Source organism: Pseudonocardia sp. GCM10023141 (assembly GCF_042653605.1).
In genome coordinates this window covers 175,844-192,966 of record NZ_JBHSIR010000056.1, presented here as the reverse complement: position 1 = coordinate 192,966, position 17,123 = coordinate 175,844, and the positions used below count along the sequence as shown (strand labels likewise).

The window sequence follows — 17,123 nt, the reverse complement described above, 5'->3', positions numbered from 1 at the left end:
ATTTAGTCACTTTACAAGAACGCAGCTCCTTGTCCTTCGCTCCAACGACCTCGGAGGTCGCATGTACCCCGGCAGCGTGGCCGCGCTGGTCCCGGACCGCCCCGCGATCGTCCTCGCGGCGAGCGGGCAGCGGCGCACCTACGCCGAGCTCGACGACCGCAGCGCCCGGCTGGCCGCGCTGCTGCGCGACCGGGGTCTGCGCCGCGGCGACACGGTGCTCGTACTGCTCGGCAACGACCTCCGCTGGGCCGAGGTCGCCTGGGCGTGCTGGCGCAGGGGGCTCTACCTGGGCGCCGCCAACCGGCACCTCACCGCGGCCGAACTCGCACCGCTGCTCACGGAGGCCGCGCCCAGGGCGATCGTGACCTCGGAGGCACTGGCAGCCACCGTGCGGACCGCCGTCGCGCTCGCCGGACTGCCGCACGTTCCTGAGGTGTTCAGTGCCGACGGCGACTACGAGGACGTGCTCGCCACGGCCGTCCGGGATCCGGACCTGCGCGAGACCGCGGGCGGGCGGCTGCTGTTCAGCTCCGGCACCACCGGGCGGCCCAAGCCGTTCCGCGTCCCCCCGCAGGACGTCCACCCCGACGACGTCCCGGTTCGCTCCGCGGGCCTGATGGAGGCGCTGGAGTTCGACGACACCGGCAACGTCCTGCTCGTCCCCGGGCCCGCCTACCACGCCGGGCCGCTCGGGTTCCTGCAGTCGGTGCACCAGCTCGGCGGCACCGTGGTCCTCATGGAGCGCTTCGATCCCGAGGCCGCGCTCGCAGCGATCGAGCGGCACGGCGTCACCCACAGCCAGTGGGTGCCCACGATGTTCGTGCGGATGCTGCGGTTGCCCGCGGCGGTGCGGGCTCGTTACGACCTGTCGTCGCACCGCGTCGCCGTGCACGCGGCGGCGCCGTGCCCGCCGGACGTGAAGCGCGCGATGCTCGACTGGTGGGGCCCGATCGTGCACGAGTACTACGGCGCGAGCGAGGGCTACGGCCGCACCACCATCGGCCCCCACGAGTGGCTCGCCCACCCCGGGTCCGTCGGCCGCGCGGTGGACAGCACGATCCACATCGCCGACGCGGCCGGGCGGCCGCTGCCCGCAGGTGAGATCGGCGCGGTGTGGTTCGCGAAGCCCGGCGCCGCGCTGCCGGTCCGCGCCGCGGACGGTGCGGCCGATCTCGGTGCGACACCCGGCTGGGGCACCGCCGGTGATCTCGGCAGGCTCGACGGCGACGGCTACCTCCACCTCACCGGCCGGGCGGGTCAGACGATCATCTCCGGCGGGGTCAACGTCTACCCGCGGGAGATCGAGGACGTGCTGGCCCTGCATCCGGACGTCACCGACATCGCGGTGCTCGGGGTGCCCGACCCCGATCTGGGCGAGCAGGTCCGGGCCGTGGTCGTGGCCGCACCGGACGCCGTGGCCGGCCCGGAGCTCGCGGCCACGCTGATCGAGTACTGCCGGCAGCGGCTGGCTCACTTCAAGTGCCCGCGCGCGGTCGACTTCGTCGACACGCTGCCCCGCAGTGATGCCGGGAAGGTGCTGCTGCAGGACCTGCGCGACCGCTACCGGACGGTGGCGACCGCATGACGGCGCCACGCCACCACGACGACCGGAACCGCTGATGGAACTGCTGTTGATCAGGCACGGGCGGCCACGACCCGAGCACACGAGCACCGCCGACGGCGCCGACCCGTCGCTGACCGACCGCGGCCGGGCCGAGGCCGAGTTGCTGGGCCGCCACGTCGCGGCCGGCGCCGTCCCGGCACCCACGGTGGTCTACGCCAGCCCGATGCGGCGCGCCCGCGAGACCGCGGAGGCGATCACGGAGTGCTGCCCCGTGCCGCTGATCGTCGACGCGCGGTTGCGGGAGTTCGACCACGGCGCCGCCAGCTACACACCACCGGAGCTGATCACCGCGGGCCCCGAGCACCGCAGGCAGCTCTGGCGGGCGCTGGAGACGGGGGTGTGGGGCAGCCACACCTTCGACCCCGATGAGTTCGAGCACCGCGTCGCCGGTGCCTTCACCGACATCATCGCGGCGCACGCCTCGGAGGTGGTGGCGGTCGTCTGCCACTCCGGGGTGATCAACTCCTTCCTGGGCGCGGTGCTCGACCGGCCCCGCGGGATGTTCTTCCAGCCCGACTACACGTCGGTGAGCCGGGTCGTCGCGTCGGACCGCGGCCGCCGCCAGGTGCTGAGCCTGAACGAGACCGCCCACCTCCAGCACGCCCACGTCCGGCACGCCCACCACCTCCAGCACACCGAGAGGCCATCATCGTGAGCCCATCACTGAGCACCACCGACTCCCGGCTCCTCGTGCTGCACCTGCTGCGGCTGACCGGGTTCGTCGCCGCCGAGCGCATCGCGCGCGACACGGGCCTGACCGGCGTCGAGGTCGTCGCGGTCCTGGACGGGGCGAGCTCCGCCGGGCACGCCACCGAGCGGACCGGGCGGATCAGCGGCTGGACGCTCACCGCGGCGGGCCGGGCGGCGCACGCGGCGCTGCTCGCCGAGGAGCTGGAGCAGCGCGGTGCCCGCGCGGACGTCGAGGTGGCCGACCGGGCCTTCGTCACGCTCAACGAGCCGTTCAAGGTGGTGTGCTCGCGGTGGCAGCTGCGGCCCGACGGCACCGTCAACGACCACCAGGATCCGTCCTACGACGCCGCGGTCGTCGCCGAGCTCGAGCCGGTGCACGAGCAGGTCGTCGCCCTCACCACCCGGCTCGCCGCGGCGCTGCCCCGGTTCGGGCGCTACCCGCGCGCCTTCGCCGCCGCCCGGGAGCGGCTACTCGCCGGTGATCGCCGCGCGTTCGCCGCACCGCTGTCGGAGAGCTACCACGACGCGTGGATGGAACTGCACCAGGATCTGCTCTCCACACTCGGACGCGAGCGGTCCACCGCCGACGGCCACTAGTGATCACCAGCAGAGGAGCGACGGCCGTGATCCGCACCCCCGCCCGTCCCGGGTCCACCGTGGACCCGGTTGCCGGCAACGTCTTCGCGTTCGACCACGCCCACGCCGTCGCGCCGCGCGAGCTGGCGGGGCTGCTCGGCGGCAAGGGCGCCGGGCTGGCCGAGATGACCTCGGTGCTGGACCTGCCGGTGCCCCCGGGCTTCACCATCGCGCTGCCGGTGTGTCGGGCCTACCGCGACGGCGGCTGGCCCGCGGGTCTCGACGCCGCGATCGACGAGCACTGCGCGGCGCTGGAGGCGCGGATCGGCAGGCGTTTCGGCGATCCCACCGATCCGTTGCTGGTGGCCGTGCGCAGCGGCGCCCCGCGCTCGATGCCGGGCATGCTCGACACCGTCCTGAACCTGGGGCTCAACGACCACACCGTCGAGGGGCTCGCCGCGGCGTCCGGTGATCCGGCGTTCGCCTGGGACAGCTACCGCCGCTTCCTCACCATGTACGCCACCACCGTGCTCGGGGCAGACCTCGAGCGGCTCCGCCACGCCCCGGCCCCCTCCGGGACGGCCGGCGTCCGCGCCGTCCGGGACGAGCTCGCCCGGCTCGGGGTGGAGGTGCCCGCCGATCCCGCCCGGCAGCTGCGCGGCGCCGTCGAGGCCGTGTTCCGCAGCTGGGACGGCCCGCGGGCGCGCAGCTACCGCGCCCACGAGGGCATCGACGACGGACTGGGCACGGCCGTGAACGTGCAGGCGATGGTCTTCGGGAACTACGACGACGACTCCGGCACCGGTGTCGTGTTCACCCGCGACCCGTCGACCGGCGCGGACCGCCCCTACGGCGACTTCCTGCCGCGCGCGCAGGGCGAGGACGTGGTCGCCGGCACCGCCCGCACGCTCACGCTCGACGACATGGCAGCGCGGCTGCCCGCGGCGCACCGCGACCTCACGGAGCGGCTGGCCCGGCTCGAGGGGCACTACCGCGACATGTGCGACGTCGAGTTCACGGTGGAGCGGGGAACGCTGTGGATCCTGCAGACGCGGATCGGCAAGCGCGGCGCCGTCGCGGCGGTGCGGCTGGCCGCGCGGATGATGGCCGACCCGCGGATCGCGCTGACCCTCGACGAGGCCCGGGCCCGGGTCGACGCCGAGGTGCTCGACCGGGCGCGTGCCGAGGTCGTCGCCGCGGCGCGGCAGGGCGCAACGACCGAGCCGGCGTGCCGCGGGCTGCCTGCCTCCCCCGGCCGGGCCAGCGGGGCGGTCGTCCTCGACGCCGAGACCGCCGCCGACGCCGAGGTCCCGGTGATCCTCGTGCGGCCGGAGACCAGCCCCGAGGACGTCCACGGGATGTCGGTGGCCGAGGGCATCCTGACCAGCACCGGTGGACTGGTCAGCCACGCCGCGGTCGTCGCGCGCGGCTGGGGCATCCCCGCGGTGGTCGGCGCGGGCGAGCTCGTCGTCGGGGCCACCGACGTCCGTGACGCGACGGGCCGGGTGCTGTTCGCCGCGGGCGACATCATCACCATCGACGGCAGCACCGGTGAGGTGTGGCTGGGAGCAGCCGCCGCGGACTCCGTCGATCGCCGCAGCGACGCCGAGATCCTCGCCGCCGACCTGCCCGAGCTGGCGCTGCTGACCGGGAACTGAGGCGCCGCCGCTCTCCCCGGATGGCAGGAAGGCCACCTTCCCGCAAGGATCTTGCGGCAAGGTGGCCTTCCTGCAACTACCGAACAGCGAGCAGATCAGACGTCGTACCGGTCCAGGTTCGTGACCTTGACGAACGCGGCGACGAAGTCCTGCACGAACTTCTCCTTGGCGTCGTCGGAGGCGTAGACCTCCGCGAGGGCGCGCAGCTCGGAGTTCGAGCCGAACACCAGGTCGACGCGGCTACCGGTCCACTTGGCCGCACCGGTGGCGCGGTCGGTGGCCTCGAAGGAGTCGTCGTCGCCCGCAACCGACTTCCACTCGATGTCCATGTCGAGCAGGTTGGTGAAGAAGTCGTTGGTCAGCGTGCCCGGCGTCGAGGTGAGCACACCCGCGGTGGACCCGTTGGTGTTGGCGCCCAGCACCCGCAGCCCGCCGACGAGGACGGTCATCTCCGGCGCGCTCAGACCCAGCAGGTTCGCGCGGTCGACGAGGAGGTACTCGCCCGGGAGGCGGTGCCCCTTGCCACGGTAGTTGCGGAACCCGTCGGCGCTCGGCTCCAGGTAGGAGAAGGAGTCGACGTCGGTCTGGTCCTGCGTCGCGTCGGTGCGGCCCGCGGTGAAGGCGACCGCCACCTCGACGCCACCGTCCTTCGCGGCCTTCTCGACGGCGGCGACGCCGCCCAGCACGACGAGGTCGGCGAACGAGACCTTCTTGCCACCCGCCGCCGAGGCGTTGAAGTCGGCCTGGATGCTCTCCAGCGCCCGGATGACGAGCGCGAGCTCGTCGGGGTTGTTGGCCTCCCAGCCGACCTGCGGCTGCAGGCGGATGCGGCCACCGTTGGCGCCACCGCGCTTGTCGCTGATGCGGAACGACGAGGTGGCCGCCCACGCCGCGGAGACGAGCTGCGACACCGTCAGACCCGAGTCGAGGATCTTCGCCTTGAGCGCCGCGATGTCGGCGTCGTCGACCAGCGGGTGGTCGACGGCCGGCACCGGGTCCTGCCAGAGCAGCTCCTCCTGCGGGACGAGCGGGCCGACGTAGCGCTGGATCGGGCCCATGTCGCGGTGGGTGAGCTTGTACCAGGCGCGGGCGAACGCGTCGGCGAACTGCTCGGGGTTCTCGTGGAAGCGGCGCGAGATGGGCTCGTAGATCGGGTCGGCCCGCAGCGCGATGTCGCTGGTCAGCATGGTCGGCGGGCGGGTGAGCTCACCGGACTCGGGGTCGGGCACGGTGTTGGCGCCCGCGCCGTTCTTTGGCTGCCACTGGTTGGCGCCCGCGGGGCTCTTCGTCAGCTCCCACTCGAAGCCGAACAGGTTGTCGAAGAACAGGTTGGTCCACTGCGTCGGCTTCTGGGTCCAGGTGACCTCGAGACCGCTGGTGATCGTGTCGCGGCCCTTGCCGCTGCCGAAGCCCTGCTTCCAGCCGAGGCCCTGCTGCTCGATCGAGGCGCCCTCGGGCTCGGGGCCGACGTTGGTCACGCCGTCCGCGTTCAGCTCGTCGGGGTTGGCCGCACCGTGGGCCTTGCCGAAGGTGTGCCCGCCGGCGATCAGCGCGACGGTCTCCTCGTCGTTCATCGCCATGCGGGCGAAGGTCTCGCGGATGTCGCGGGCCGAGCCGATCGGGTCCGGGTTGGCGTTCGGGCCCTCCGGGTTGACGTAGATCAGGCCCATCTGCACGGCGCCGAGCGGCTTCTCCAGCTCGCGGTCACCGGTGTAGCGCTCGTCGCCGAGCCAGGTGCGCTCCGGACCCCAGTAGACGTCCTCGTCGGGCTCCCACACGTCGGCGCGGCCGCCGGCGAAGCCGAACGTCGTGAAGCCCATCGTCTCCAGGGCGCGGTTGCCCGTGAAGATCATGAGGTCGGCCCACGAGACCTTCTGGCCGTACTTCTTCTTGACCGGCCACAGCAGCCGGCGGGCCTTGTCGAGGTTGCCGTTGTCCGGCCAGCTGTTGAGCGGCGCGAAGCGCTGCATGCCGGCACCCGCGCCACCACGACCGTCCTCGACGCGGTAGGTGCCCGCGCTGTGCCACGCCATGCGGATCATGAACGGGCCGTAGTGCCCGAAGTCGGCGGGCCACCAGTCCTTCGAGTCCGTCAGCACCGCGTCGACGTCCGCGGCCAGCGCGTCCAGGTCGACGGTGGCGAACGCGGCGGCGTAGTCGAAGTCCGCTGCCATCGGGTTGGCGGCGGCCGGGTGCTTGCGCAGGATCTTCAGGTTGAGCTGGTTGGGCCACCAGTCGGTGTTGCTGGCGCTCTCGGTGGGGTGGCCGAGGCGTCCGGCGTGGACGGGGCAGCCTGCTGCCCCCTCCTCGTTCATGCTCTTCTCGACGGTGGTGTGGTCGTCAGACACGAGACTTCCTTCCGGGAACAGAGGGGGTGCTCAGGAAACGGTGGTGGTGGAGCAGTCGGGGCAGAAGCCCCAGTAGACGACCTCGGCCTCGTCGATCGTGAAACCGTGATCGTTGGACGCGGTCAGACACGGCGTGTCACCGACGGCGCAGTCGACATCGGCGATGTCGCCGCAGGAGCGGCACACGACGTGGTGGTGGTTGTCCCCGACCCGCGACTCGTAGCGCGCGAGCGAGCCCGGCGGCTGGATGCGACGCACCAGCTTCGCTACGGTCAGCGCGCGCAGGACGTCGTAGACGGCCTGGTGGGACACGTCACCGAGGTTCTCCCGCACGGCCTTGATGATCGAGTCCGTGTCGGCGTGCGGGTGATCGTGCACAGCGGTGAGCACCGCCAGCCGAGGGCGCGTCACCCGCAGAGCGGCTCCGCGGAGCATGCGCTCGAGTTCCGGAGTCGTAGGCACGGGCCGCAGTCTGTCGGAGATTCTGGAATGAATCAAGAATCACGCCGCGGGGCCTCACCCTCTAGTGGGGTCGGCCGGGTCATGCCGCCCGATCGGGTCGGCCCCAGCGGGGATCCAGCCGCAGCGCGATGCCGATGCTGCGCCATGCCGCCGCCAGCCGGGGCGAGGCGGCGACCCCGCCGCGATGGCAGTCCTCGATCGCGCCCAGCAGCCGGTAGAGCACCCGTGCCGTCAGGTCGTCGGGCAGCGCGGCGACCGCGGCACTCGCCCGGCGCACGGCGGCGCCGACGGCCGGTGCCCCCGGTTGCGCGCGCAGCAGCGCCACGGCGGCGGTCACCACGTCGACGGCGAGTTCGAGGTCTCCGCCGTCACGGGCACGCACGATGGTCATGGTCGGGCTTCCTCCGGAGTGCTTCCGGGGAACCGGCGCAGCGTCGCCCGGCACGGGGGCGCGCTGCGCCGGCTCCCCGCCGGCGCGCGCAGCGGCGCGCGTGCGACTACTTCTTCTTCTTGCCCTTCTTGCCCTTCTTCTTCTTCGACATGTCGGCGCCTCCTCTCCCCAGGCCCATGGGCGCGCCTCGCGGCCACCCACCACGTCAACCCGAGGTTGACCAGACGCGTCAACTTAGCATTGACGATCCCGGCGTCAAGCTACAGTCGACGCATGGCCGGCAAGCCGTCACTCAAACAGGTCCGGCACGCGCTGGAGGCGATCGAGTCGGCGCCCCATCCGCTGGGCGCGCTCGCCGCGGCCCGCCGCCTGCGCGAGGCGGCCGAGCAGCTCGAGCTCGCCGCCGCCGCGCAGGTCCGCGGCAACGGCGGCACCTGGAGCGAGATCGGCGCCGTCTACGGCACCACCAAACAGGGGGCGCAGCAACGGTTCCGCGATGCGCTGGCTCGCCAGGACGGGGATGCGGGCGGACGCGGAACGACCGCGCCGACCCCGTAGCTGCGGTCGGCGCGGTCGGTGAGGACGCGGCAGGGTCAGGCGTTCAGGCCGGTGCGCGTCCAGTACTCGGCGAAGGACGGCGGGCAGATGTCGGTGCCCCGCACGACCTTGCCGTCGACGAACTGGTGGGTCATGACCATCGTGAAGTCGAGGACGTCCTCTCCGAGCCTGCGGTAAGCGCGGATCCAGGCGACGACGATCCCCTCGTCGGTCTCGTCGGTGCGGACCACCTCGTTGCGGGCCTCGTCGAGCTTGGCCAGGATGCCGAAGGCCGCCAGGAACTCGCCCTTGGTGTAGACGCGCTGGGTGCCGTCGAGGGTGAACCCCGCCCACGTCATGTCGTCGGCGTAGAGGCCGACGAGCAGGCCCGCGTCGCCCTCGTCGGCAGCGGCGAACGCGGCGGTGAGGGCGTCGGCGTTGGACGGGGTGCCGGTGGACTGGCTCATGGCGTTTCTCCGTATCCGAGTGCGGTCAGGCCTGCGGCAGGTAGCCGGCGAGGATGGTCGGCGAGGCCTCGACCAGCGTCATCGGCTCGACGAGCAGGTGGCGGGCTCCGACCGTGATGTCGCGCAGGCAGCGGCCCAGCACGCTCGGGTTGCGGATCGACGCGCTGCCGCCCCAGTTGTAGGCGAACGTCACGATCTCCTGAGCGACGCCCTGCACCCAGGTCGTGACCTGGCGCAGGCGCGCCCGCTGCTCCTCGGTGACCTCGGCGCCGGACTCGGCCGTGGCCTCGGCGTCCGCGTGGGCGTCGTAGACGTAGCGGCGGGCGGCCTGCAGCAGCGCCTCGTTGGTGACGAACTCGCGGCGGAACATCTCCGAGTCGCCGACGACCGTCGGGTAGCCGGGGCGGGACTTCGTCGTCGCGATCTTCGCGATCTCCTCGAGCGCGCGCTGCGCGATGCCCAGCGCCACCGGGGCGTGCCCGCCGACACCGATGCCGAGCAGGCCCAGCTTGTAGACGGCCTCGGGCCGGACCGGGACCGTCGAGAAGGTGTCCATCGCGTGGGCGTCGGGCACGAACAGGTCAGTGGCGGAGTAGTTGTAGCTGCCCGTGGCGACCATGCCCATGACGTCCCAGCCGCCGAGGAAGGTGACCTCGTCGCGCGGGACGAAAGCGACGCGGCAGACCGGCTGGCCGTCGTCGGAGATCACGGGGTTGCCCTCGTCGTCGTACACGACGAAGCCGGCGCCGATCCACGACGCGTGGTTGGATCCGCTGCCGAAGGCGTAGGTGCCGTTGACCCGGTAACCACCCTCGACCCGCACGCCATTGCCGGTCGGCAGGATCATGCCGGCGGTGATCGCCTTGTCCGCGCCGCCGAAGAGGTCGCTCGCACCCTCGGCGTTCAGGAAGCCGACGGCGATGCCGGTGCTGAACGCGTTGGCCATGAACGCCCAGCCCGTGGAGCCGTCGGCGCGGGCGAGCTCTTCGACGACCTTGAGCGAGGTCACCAGGCTCTGCCCGGCACCGCCGAACTCCTGCGGCACCAGCAGCCAGAACAGACCGTTCTCGGCGAGCGCCTCGACCACGGCCGGGGTGATGGTGCGCCCCGCCTCCATCGCATCGGCCTCGGCGTTGATGATCGGCGCAATCGCTCGGGCCCTGGCGATGTAGCTGTCCCCATCGAGTGCCGGCTCCGGCCTGCTGATGGTCTGGGTCATGGGTTCGGCCTCCGTTGGTCGCACGTCCGCTGTGACGAGGACCACGATGACGGCGGGCGGTGGCCGGCGGACCCGGGAGACCACGTGGTCCGCCACGTGGTCAGGTTCCGCCCGCTCCCCCGCACCGATTTCGCCATCCCGACACGCCGATTTCGCCTTTCCAACACGGCGAGTTGGCCATCTCGGCACACGGACGCGAGTCGGGGTGGAACGCCCCGCGAGTTGCGCGCGAACGCACCGCGAGTTGCGATGGATCGGCCCGCGAGTTGGGGTGGACGAAGGGTCGCGTCCGTTGCGTGCCCCGGCTTTTAGGGCCGCCTCGCCGGCGGGGCAGGTCTCCAGGAGGTGGGGGTCGTGTCCCGGTGTGCGCGCAGCGCGCACCTGGGCTCTTGGCCCGGCAGGGCACGGGCAGCAGACGCACGGCTTGCCGCAAGCTGCGACGGAAGGACCCGCGAGTTGGGGTCGCGTTGCACGGCCAGATGAGCTTGATCAGCGATTGCGGTACCTGAGCTGCATCGGCGCACCTCAGGTACCGCACCTGGCGATCATGGCCGGCGCTCCGCGACCGATGCGATAGGTGTGACCGTTGTGCCGGGAGTGACGGCAGCGGCGGGGCGCCCGGCCCGGCCGCGCCCAGCGGCCGCGGCGACGGAGGCCGGACTCTCCGCCCGGCAGGGCACGGTGCAGCAGACGCACGGCTTGCCGCGAGTTGCGGTGGATGGCCCCGCGAGTTGCGACGGAAGGACCCGCGAGTTGGGGTCGCGTTGAACGGCCAGATGAGCTTGATCAGCGATTGCGGTACCTGAGCTGCATGGGTGCACCTCCGGTACCGCACCCGGCGATCATGGCCGATGCTCCGCAACCGACACAAACTTGTGCCGGGAGTGACCGCGACGGCGGCGTCTCCCGGCCGGGCCGGCAGGGCTTCGTCGAGAACGAAGTTAATGTGATCAACAGGACCATTCGATCACCACAAGTACGTTCTCGATGGCAATTTCCAGGCTAGCGATCGAACGCGCATTCGGATAGAATCAAGCCTATGAGAACAGCCTGGCAAGCCTCCGATGAGGAGATCCTGCACGGGCTCGCCACAATAGAGACGCAGAAGAATCTACTGCGCCTCTCGGAGTTCGAATTGGTACGCGAAGCTGACATTCGCGGACTCGCCGGCGCACACGGCTACAACACCACCAACGAACTCCTGCAATGCACCCAGAACATCACCAAAGCCGAAGCGCGACGCCGGATCACCGCCGCCAAGGACGTGCTGCCCGGACGCTCCCCCAGCGGTGACGCGTTGCCTGCGGCGCTGCCGGAGACCGCGAAGGCCCTCGCCGAGGGCGCGATCTCCGCTGACCACATCGCGGTGATCCAGAAGACACTGGCGGGTTGAAGCCGGACCTCGAACCACACCGTGCCGAGCTGGAGTCCTACCTCGCCGCGCACGCCCGCGTGTTCAACCCCTACGAGCTGGGCGTCCTCGCCCGCCGACGCCTGGCGTTCCTCGACCCCGACGGCGCCGAACCCCGCGACACCCCACCCACGCAGGACCACCTCTCCTTCACCGCGAACGGCGAAGGCTTCGACCTGCGCGGCTGGCTCAGCAACGAATCCGCTGCCGACCTGAACACTGCGCTTTCACCTCTGGCGGCACCCCAACCGGCTGAGGACGGCACCCCGGACCCGCGGACCAAGACCGAACGCGACGCCGACGCCCTCGTCGACCTCGCCCGCCGATCCCTGACCTGTCGACAGCTCCCCGTCGATGGCGGCGAACGCCCGCACATCAACGTCACCATCACCCTGCAAGACCTCGAAAACCGACTCGGTACCGGCCTGCGCGACTTCGGCGACGGCTCCATGACCGGCCCGATCTCCGCCGAGGACGCCCGCCGCCTGGCCTGCGACGCCGAGATCATCCCCATCGTCCTCGGCGGCGACAGCGAACCACTCGACATCGGCCGCTCCCAACGCGTGGTACCCCGATGGATGCGCCGGGCATTAGCCCAACGCGACAGCGGCTGCGCCTTCCCCGGCTGCACAGCCGCAGCCCCATGGTGCTCCTCACACCACATCATCCACTGGGCCCGCGGCGGCATCACCGCACTCAGCAACCTGGTATTGCTGTGCACCCACCACCACATGGTGATGCACAAAGAAGAATGGGAAGTCACCATCACCAACGGCTTCCCACTCTTCCACCCACCACCCTGGATACCAGGCGGCCCCCGCCGCAATCAGATGCATCGCATCGATCCACCCATGAGCGCCTGAATGGACGCTGTCGCATGCCGTGGCGCACGCAGCGCGCATTCCCGGGGCCGTCGTGCCCTCCCAGAGACCTGCCCGCGGCGAGGCGCCCTTCGATCAGCGGTGCTGGTCGGCGGAGGATCCGGCCGTCGCCAGCGCCACCGCCACCTCGTTGCGGTTCTGCATCCGCAGCTTCTGCAGGATGTGCTCCACATGCCCCTCGACGGTGCGGTGCGACAGCACCAGCGCCTGGGCGATCTGGCGGTTCGACATCCCCGCCGCCAGGTGCCGGGCCACCTCGCGTTCCCGCGGCGACAGCGCGGCTACCAGTACGGTCTCCGGCTGCGGCGGCGCCACCCGCGTGTCCTGGTCGAGCGCGAAGTCCATGAGCTCGCCCATGCCCATCGCCGCGCCGCGGCGCTTCTGGGCCTCGTAGGCGGCGACGCCGAGCTCGTTGCGGGCGCGCAGCTCGAAGCGTTCGCGGCGCGCCATCCACGGTGTCGAGCCGTAGAGCTGCCGGCCGAACGCGCGCCACAGCACCGACGCCGCGCCGATGAGGGTGGCGGCCCTGGCGGCCGACCCCGCGCCCGCCTCGGCCCAGCCCAGCAGCTCGACGGCCAGCGGCGTGCCGACGGAGTCCTCGAAGTCCCGCTTGAGGCACAGGCTCGCCCTGGCCAGCTCGACGCCCTCGGCGTAGCGGCCATCGGTGACCGCGACCAGGCACTGCCCGAACACGGCGTAGGACAACATCCAGCGCTCACCGACCAGCTCGCAGCGGCGCCGGACGTCGTCGAAGTACTGTTGGGCCTCGCAGGTGCGCCCGTCGAAGCAGTGCAGCATCCCGAGATGCACCTGCACAGCGCAGGTGAGGTCGCCGGGCACGTCCGGGCAGGTCGCGTACAGCGCGAGCGACTCGGTGAGCAGCTCCTCGGCGAGCTCGTGGTCGCCGTGGAAGAACGCCCCCAGCCCGCGGGCGTCCTGCACGAACGCCGCGGCCGGCACGTCGCCTGCGCCGCGAGCAAGGCCCAGCGCCTCCCCCAGCACCGGTTCGACGTCGGCCCGGTAGCCCTGCATCGTGCGCACCAGCCCGAGCGTGCCCAGCACGCTTGCCCGCCGGCCCGGCCCCAGGTGGTCGAGCTCCAGCACGCGGCCCAGCCACATGGCGTGCTCGCGCGCGGAGAGGCCGCACGCCCACAGGAACCACGGTGCGGACACCAGCTCGGCCGCCGACGGCCCCCGCGTCTCACCGACGAGGGCGAGCGCGGTCTCCAGCGCCGTGCGGACGTTGGCCAGGTTGACGCGCAGCTGCTCGGAGATCGCGAACTGCCGGTCGCTGAACCACGACCGGACCGACTCGGTGACCAGCCCGGCGCACCACTCGAGGTGGCGCCTGCGCAGGCGATCGTTCTCGGACGGGGTGAGGATCGCGTGGCCGAACTCGCGGATCGTCTCGAGGATCCGGAACCGCACCCGTCCCCGCGACTCCTCGCGTTGCAGCAGCGACTTGCCCACGAGGTCGTAGAGGCAGTCGAGGATCGCGCCCGCCGGCAACTCGTCATCGCAGCAGACGGCCTCGGCCGCGGCGGTGTCGAACCCGCCTGCGAACACCGAGACCCTCGTCCAGAGCAGCTGCTGCTCGCGGGTGCAGAGCCCGTAGCTCCACGCCATCGCCGCCTGCAGGCTCTGGTGGCGTTCCGCGCCGCCCCGGCCGCGGGTGGACAGCAGGTCGAAGCTGTCGGCCAGCCGCTCCGCGAGCTCGCCGACCGACAGCACCCGCAGCCGCGCGCACGCCAGCTCGATGGCCAGTGGCAGCCCGTCGAGCCGCTCGCACACGCGCCGGACGGCGTCGCGGTTGGCGTCGTCGATCGCGAAGCTCGCCACGACGTCCCGGGCCCGGCTCTCGAACAGCGCCATCGCGGGCACGGCCGGGTCGGTGGTGGAGAGCGGATGCAGGACGGTGATCCGCTCGCCGGGCAGGTTGAGCACCTCACGGCTCGTGGCCAGGAAGTGGACGTGCGACGTGGCGCGCAGGACGTCGTCGACGAACCGGGCGCTCGCGTCGAGCACGTGCTCGCAGTTGTCGAGCACGATCAGCAGGTGGCGGGTGCGCACATGCTCCACGAGCGCGTCGACGACCGGCCGGTCGGGCTGGTCGAGGTGCGCGATCCCCAGCCCGTCGAACACGGTCTGGGCCAGCAGCGCCGGGTTGCGCAGCGCCGCGAGCTCGACGACCCGCACGCCGTCAGGGAACGCCCGGCGCAGCTCGACGGCCGCCTGGGTGGCGAGGCGGGTCTTCCCGACCCCGCCGACGCCTGTGATGGTGACGAGCCGGTGGTTGCCCAGCAGCTCCCGCACCAGGCGCAGCTCGGCGCGGCGGCCGATGAACTCCGTGGCGAACTCCGGGGCCGAGAAGGTGACCTGCCGGCGTGTCGCGGCGGCCGCGCCCACCACCCGACGCTCCTGCTCGACGCGCTTCGCGAGGGTGGTCCGCGAGCGCTCCCAGCCGATCCGCTCCCCGATCTGCGCGATCGTGAGACCGGGCTCGACGGCCAGCAGCTCCCGGATCCGCTCCGCGTAGGCGTCGGTCGCCGAGCCGCGGCCGGGGCGGTGGTCCGGCGGCGGGGCGTCGAACGACAGCGCCCGCCGCACCGTGTTGCGCGACATGCCGAGGTGGGCCGCCATGCCCTTGATCGACATTCCCGTTGCGCTCAGCCGATGGATCTCACTCCATTCGTCGCTGTTCAACGGTTCCTCCGGCACTCCGCGATGAGGCTTTCCCACCCTCCAGAGCACCCCGCCGGGCTGTCAAGCGAACCGCGGGGAAGCGCGTGGCGCCGACGCGACCAGGGGGGTCAACATGCGTCACGGACACCCGCGTACCCGCGGGTTCAGCCTCCCGAGCTGGGGAACCGCGCCGAACGCTTCGCGACGAAGGCGGCCACACCCTCCCGGCCGTCCGGGCCCGCGGCGGCGGCGCGGATGGACAGGGTCTCGCGCCGCAGCGCGCCCTCGGCACCCGGCAACGCGACGTCGCGCAGCAGGCGCTTGGCCGCGACCTGCGCGGTGCGCGACCCGGCGAGCAGCTGCGCGACGACCCGCTCCACCGCGGCATCGAGCTCATCGTCGGGGTGGACCTCCGCCACCAGTCCCGCCGCGTGCGCCTGCTCGGCGGTCAGCACCGGGTTGAGCAGGGCCAGGTGCAGGGCCCGGTGCAGGCCCAGCGAGGCGGTGAGCAACGAGCTGCCGCCATCAGGTGACAGCCCGATCTTGGTGTACGCGAGGGTGAACCGCGCCGACGCGCCGGCCAGCACGACGTCGGCGGCCGCGGCCAGCGGCACCCCCGCACCGGCTGCGGTGCCGTGCACCACCGAGACGACGACGGCGTTCATCCGATGCAGGTCGCTGACGGCGCGGTGCAGCGTCTCGGCCAGGTCGTCGACGAGCTGCTCGGGGTCCTCGGCGGCGGCGAAGGCGCCGACGTCGCCACCGAAGCTGAAGGCCCGTCCCTGCCCGCGCAGCACGACGACGCGGGCGTCGTCGGCGCGGGCGCGGCGCACCGCATGCAGCAAAGCCGCGGCCATGGCCGGGTCGAGCGGGTTGCCACGCTGCGGGTCGGCCAGCGTGATGCGCGCCGCGCCGCCGTCGAACGCGTAGTGGACGCTGCTCACGGATTCACCTGACCCGGCGCCAGCACCGGGGTACCGCCCAGCTCGGCCCTGGCGATCGAGCGCAGGTGCACCTCGTCGGGGCCGTCGAACAGGCGCATGGCCCGGTGCCAGCCGTACATCGCCGCCAGCGGGGTGACGTCGGTGACGCCCGCTCCCCCGTGCACCTGGATGGCGCGGTCGATGACGGCGGTGGCAGCCCGCGGGACGGCGACCTTCGCCATCGCCACCAGGGTGCGCGCGGCCTTGTTGCCCTGGGTGTCGATCACCTGGCAGGCCCGGTAGCACAGCAGCCGGGCCTGCTCGATCTCCAGGCGCGACTCGGCGATCTGCGCCTGCACCATGCCCTGGTCGGCGAGCGGGCCGCCGAAGGCGACGCGGTCCTTCGCGCGGGCGACCATGAGCGCGAGCGCGCGCTCCGCGGCACCGAGCGCGCGCATGCAGTGGTGGATGCGGCCGGGTCCGAGGCGGGCCTGCGCGGCCGCGAAGCCGCCACCCTCCTCGCCGATCACGTTGCGCGCCGGGACGCGAGCGCCGTCGAAGCGGACCTCGGCGTGCCCGTGCTGGTCGTGGTGGCCGAACACCGGCAGGTCGCGCACGATCGTCACGCCCGGGGTGTCACGCGGCACGATCACCATCGTCTGCTGCCGGTGCGTCGCCGCACTCGGATCGGTCTTACCCATGACGATCAGCACGGCGCAGCGCGGGTCCATCGCGCCGCTGGTCCACCACTTGCGCCCGGTGATGACGTACTCGTCCCCGTCGCGCTCGATCCGGGTGGCGATGTTGGTGGCGTCGCTGCTCGCCACGTCCGGCTCGGTCATCGCGAACGCCGAGCGGATCTGCCCGGCCAGCAACGGCGCCAGCCACTCCTGCTGCTGCTCCGGGCTGCCCAGCAGGTGCAGCAGCTCCATGTTGCCGGTGTCGGGCGCCTGGCAGTTGATCGCCTCCGGCGCCAGGTCATTGCTCCAGCCCGACAGCTCGGCGATGGGCGCGTACTCCAGCTGGGTCAGCCCGGACTCGGCCGGCAGGAACAGGTTCCACAGCCCCCGCTCCTGGGCCTGCTTCTTGAGCTCCTCGATGACGGGCGGCACGGTGTGGCCGTCCGGACCGGCCTCGCGGCGATGGGCCAGGTATGCGGCCTCGGCGGGCAGCACGAGCTCGTGCACGAAGGCGAGCATGCGTTCCTGCAGCTGCGCGGCACGGGCCGAGGGAGCGGGGAGTGAGTAGTCAGCG

Annotated in this window: 15 protein-coding genes; 7 read left to right on the top strand and 8 right to left on the bottom strand. The window is 72.1% G+C overall.

The genetic code is table 11. The features are described 5' to 3' along the window. Positions 1-61 precede the first annotated feature (61 nt). The 4 genes from ACFPFQ_RS32815 to ACFPFQ_RS32800 are packed head-to-tail and all read left to right on the top strand — an operon-like array spanning position 62 to position 4,548. Complete coding sequence (locus tag ACFPFQ_RS32815; RefSeq protein WP_379625864.1) at positions 62-1,585, top strand: AMP-binding protein; 1,524 nt, start codon at positions 62-64, stop codon at positions 1,583-1,585. A gap of 34 nt (positions 1,586-1,619) precedes the next feature. After that, on the top strand, positions 1,620-2,279 hold the full coding sequence (locus tag ACFPFQ_RS32810) for a histidine phosphatase family protein (RefSeq protein WP_379625862.1): 660 nt from the start codon (positions 1,620-1,622) through the stop codon (positions 2,277-2,279). Further along, a complete protein-coding gene (locus ACFPFQ_RS32805) occupies positions 2,276-2,911 on the top strand; it encodes a MarR family transcriptional regulator (RefSeq protein ID WP_379625860.1) in 636 nt (211 codons plus the stop codon). The genes ACFPFQ_RS32810 and ACFPFQ_RS32805 overlap by 4 nt, the downstream gene beginning before the upstream one ends. 26 nt (positions 2,912-2,937) lie before the next feature. Further along, a complete protein-coding gene (locus ACFPFQ_RS32800) occupies positions 2,938-4,548 on the top strand; it encodes a pyruvate, phosphate dikinase (protein ID WP_379625858.1) in 1,611 nt (536 codons plus the stop codon). 95 nt (positions 4,549-4,643) lie between these two features. Here ACFPFQ_RS32800 and katG read toward each other — a convergent pair whose 3' ends face one another. The 3 genes from katG to ACFPFQ_RS32785 all read right to left on the bottom strand — a co-directional run bounded on the left by katG (position 4,644) and on the right by ACFPFQ_RS32785 (position 7,749). After that, positions 4,644-6,863, bottom strand: coding sequence for a catalase/peroxidase HPI (gene katG, locus ACFPFQ_RS32795; RefSeq protein ID WP_379625954.1), 2,220 nt, complete (start codon positions 6,861-6,863; stop codon positions 4,644-4,646). Positions 6,864-6,926: 63 nt separating this feature from the next. Then, the gene (locus tag ACFPFQ_RS32790) at positions 6,927-7,358 is read right to left on the bottom strand and encodes a Fur family transcriptional regulator (RefSeq protein ID WP_379625856.1); all 432 of its coding nucleotides are present in this window, start codon (positions 7,356-7,358) and stop codon (positions 6,927-6,929) included. A 79-nt stretch (positions 7,359-7,437) separates the two neighbouring features. Next, the gene (locus ACFPFQ_RS32785; protein ID WP_379625854.1) at positions 7,438-7,749 is read right to left on the bottom strand and encodes a hypothetical protein; all 312 of its coding nucleotides are present in this window, start codon (positions 7,747-7,749) and stop codon (positions 7,438-7,440) included. Between the two features lie 273 nt (positions 7,750-8,022). Between ACFPFQ_RS32785 and ACFPFQ_RS32780 the strand changes: the two genes are divergently transcribed. Further along, on the top strand, positions 8,023-8,307 hold the full coding sequence (locus tag ACFPFQ_RS32780) for a hypothetical protein (protein WP_379625852.1): 285 nt from the start codon (positions 8,023-8,025) through the stop codon (positions 8,305-8,307). 35 nt (positions 8,308-8,342) lie between these two features. Here the strand turns inward: ACFPFQ_RS32780 and ACFPFQ_RS32775 are convergent, their stop codons facing one another. Continuing rightward, complete coding sequence (locus tag ACFPFQ_RS32775; RefSeq protein WP_379625850.1) at positions 8,343-8,753, bottom strand: hypothetical protein; 411 nt, start codon at positions 8,751-8,753, stop codon at positions 8,343-8,345. A 25-nt stretch (positions 8,754-8,778) separates the two neighbouring features. After that, positions 8,779-9,972 carry an acyl-CoA dehydrogenase family protein gene (locus tag ACFPFQ_RS32770; protein ID WP_379625848.1) on the bottom strand — a complete coding sequence of 398 codons (1,194 nt, stop codon included), beginning with the start codon at positions 9,970-9,972 and terminating at the stop codon, positions 8,779-8,781. Between the two features lie 1,039 nt (positions 9,973-11,011). Between ACFPFQ_RS32770 and ACFPFQ_RS32765 the strand changes: the two genes are divergently transcribed. After that, positions 11,012-11,365 (top strand): DUF222 domain-containing protein, encoded by a 354-nt coding sequence (locus ACFPFQ_RS32765; RefSeq protein WP_379625846.1) that lies wholly within the window; start codon positions 11,012-11,014, stop codon positions 11,363-11,365. Then, positions 11,362-12,246, top strand: coding sequence for an HNH endonuclease signature motif containing protein (locus tag ACFPFQ_RS32760; protein ID WP_379625844.1), 885 nt, complete (start codon positions 11,362-11,364; stop codon positions 12,244-12,246). The genes ACFPFQ_RS32765 and ACFPFQ_RS32760 overlap by 4 nt, the downstream gene beginning before the upstream one ends. A 93-nt stretch (positions 12,247-12,339) precedes the next feature. On the opposite strand, the gene ACFPFQ_RS32755 is transcribed toward ACFPFQ_RS32760, so the two are convergent. From ACFPFQ_RS32755 to ACFPFQ_RS32745, 3 genes are all read right to left on the bottom strand, one after another. Continuing rightward, positions 12,340-14,967 carry an ATP-binding protein gene (locus tag ACFPFQ_RS32755; RefSeq protein WP_379625842.1) on the bottom strand — a complete coding sequence of 876 codons (2,628 nt, stop codon included), beginning with the start codon at positions 14,965-14,967 and terminating at the stop codon, positions 12,340-12,342. 143 nt (positions 14,968-15,110) lie between these two features. Further along, positions 15,111-15,890, bottom strand: a complete 780-nt coding sequence (locus ACFPFQ_RS32750) for an enoyl-CoA hydratase/isomerase family protein (RefSeq protein WP_379625840.1) — start codon at positions 15,888-15,890, stop codon at positions 15,111-15,113. Then, positions 15,887-17,068 (bottom strand): acyl-CoA dehydrogenase family protein, encoded by a 1,182-nt coding sequence (locus tag ACFPFQ_RS32745; protein ID WP_379625952.1) that lies wholly within the window; start codon positions 17,066-17,068, stop codon positions 15,887-15,889. Before ACFPFQ_RS32745 ends, ACFPFQ_RS32750 begins: the two co-directional genes overlap by 4 nt. Positions 17,069-17,123 lie beyond the last annotated feature (55 nt).

Coding starts and splice junctions, on each gene's coding strand:
- ACFPFQ_RS32815 (WP_379625864.1), top strand. CDS start 62: ATGTACCCCGGCAGCGTGGCCGCGCTGGTCCCGGACCGCCCCGCGATC.
- ACFPFQ_RS32810 (WP_379625862.1), top strand. CDS start 1,620: ATGGAACTGCTGTTGATCAGGCACGGGCGGCCACGACCCGAGCACACG.
- katG (WP_379625954.1), bottom strand. CDS start 6,863: ATGAACGAGGAGGGGGCAGCAGGCTGCCCCGTCCACGCCGGACGCCTC.
- ACFPFQ_RS32785 (WP_379625854.1), bottom strand. CDS start 7,749: ATGACCATCGTGCGTGCCCGTGACGGCGGAGACCTCGAACTCGCCGTC.
- ACFPFQ_RS32780 (WP_379625852.1), top strand. CDS start 8,023: ATGGCCGGCAAGCCGTCACTCAAACAGGTCCGGCACGCGCTGGAGGCG.
- ACFPFQ_RS32775 (WP_379625850.1), bottom strand. CDS start 8,753: ATGAGCCAGTCCACCGGCACCCCGTCCAACGCCGACGCCCTCACCGCC.
- ACFPFQ_RS32770 (WP_379625848.1), bottom strand. CDS start 9,972: ATGACCCAGACCATCAGCAGGCCGGAGCCGGCACTCGATGGGGACAGC.
- ACFPFQ_RS32765 (WP_379625846.1), top strand. CDS start 11,012: ATGAGAACAGCCTGGCAAGCCTCCGATGAGGAGATCCTGCACGGGCTC.
- ACFPFQ_RS32745 (WP_379625952.1), bottom strand. CDS start 17,068: ATGCTCGCCTTCGTGCACGAGCTCGTGCTGCCCGCCGAGGCCGCATAC.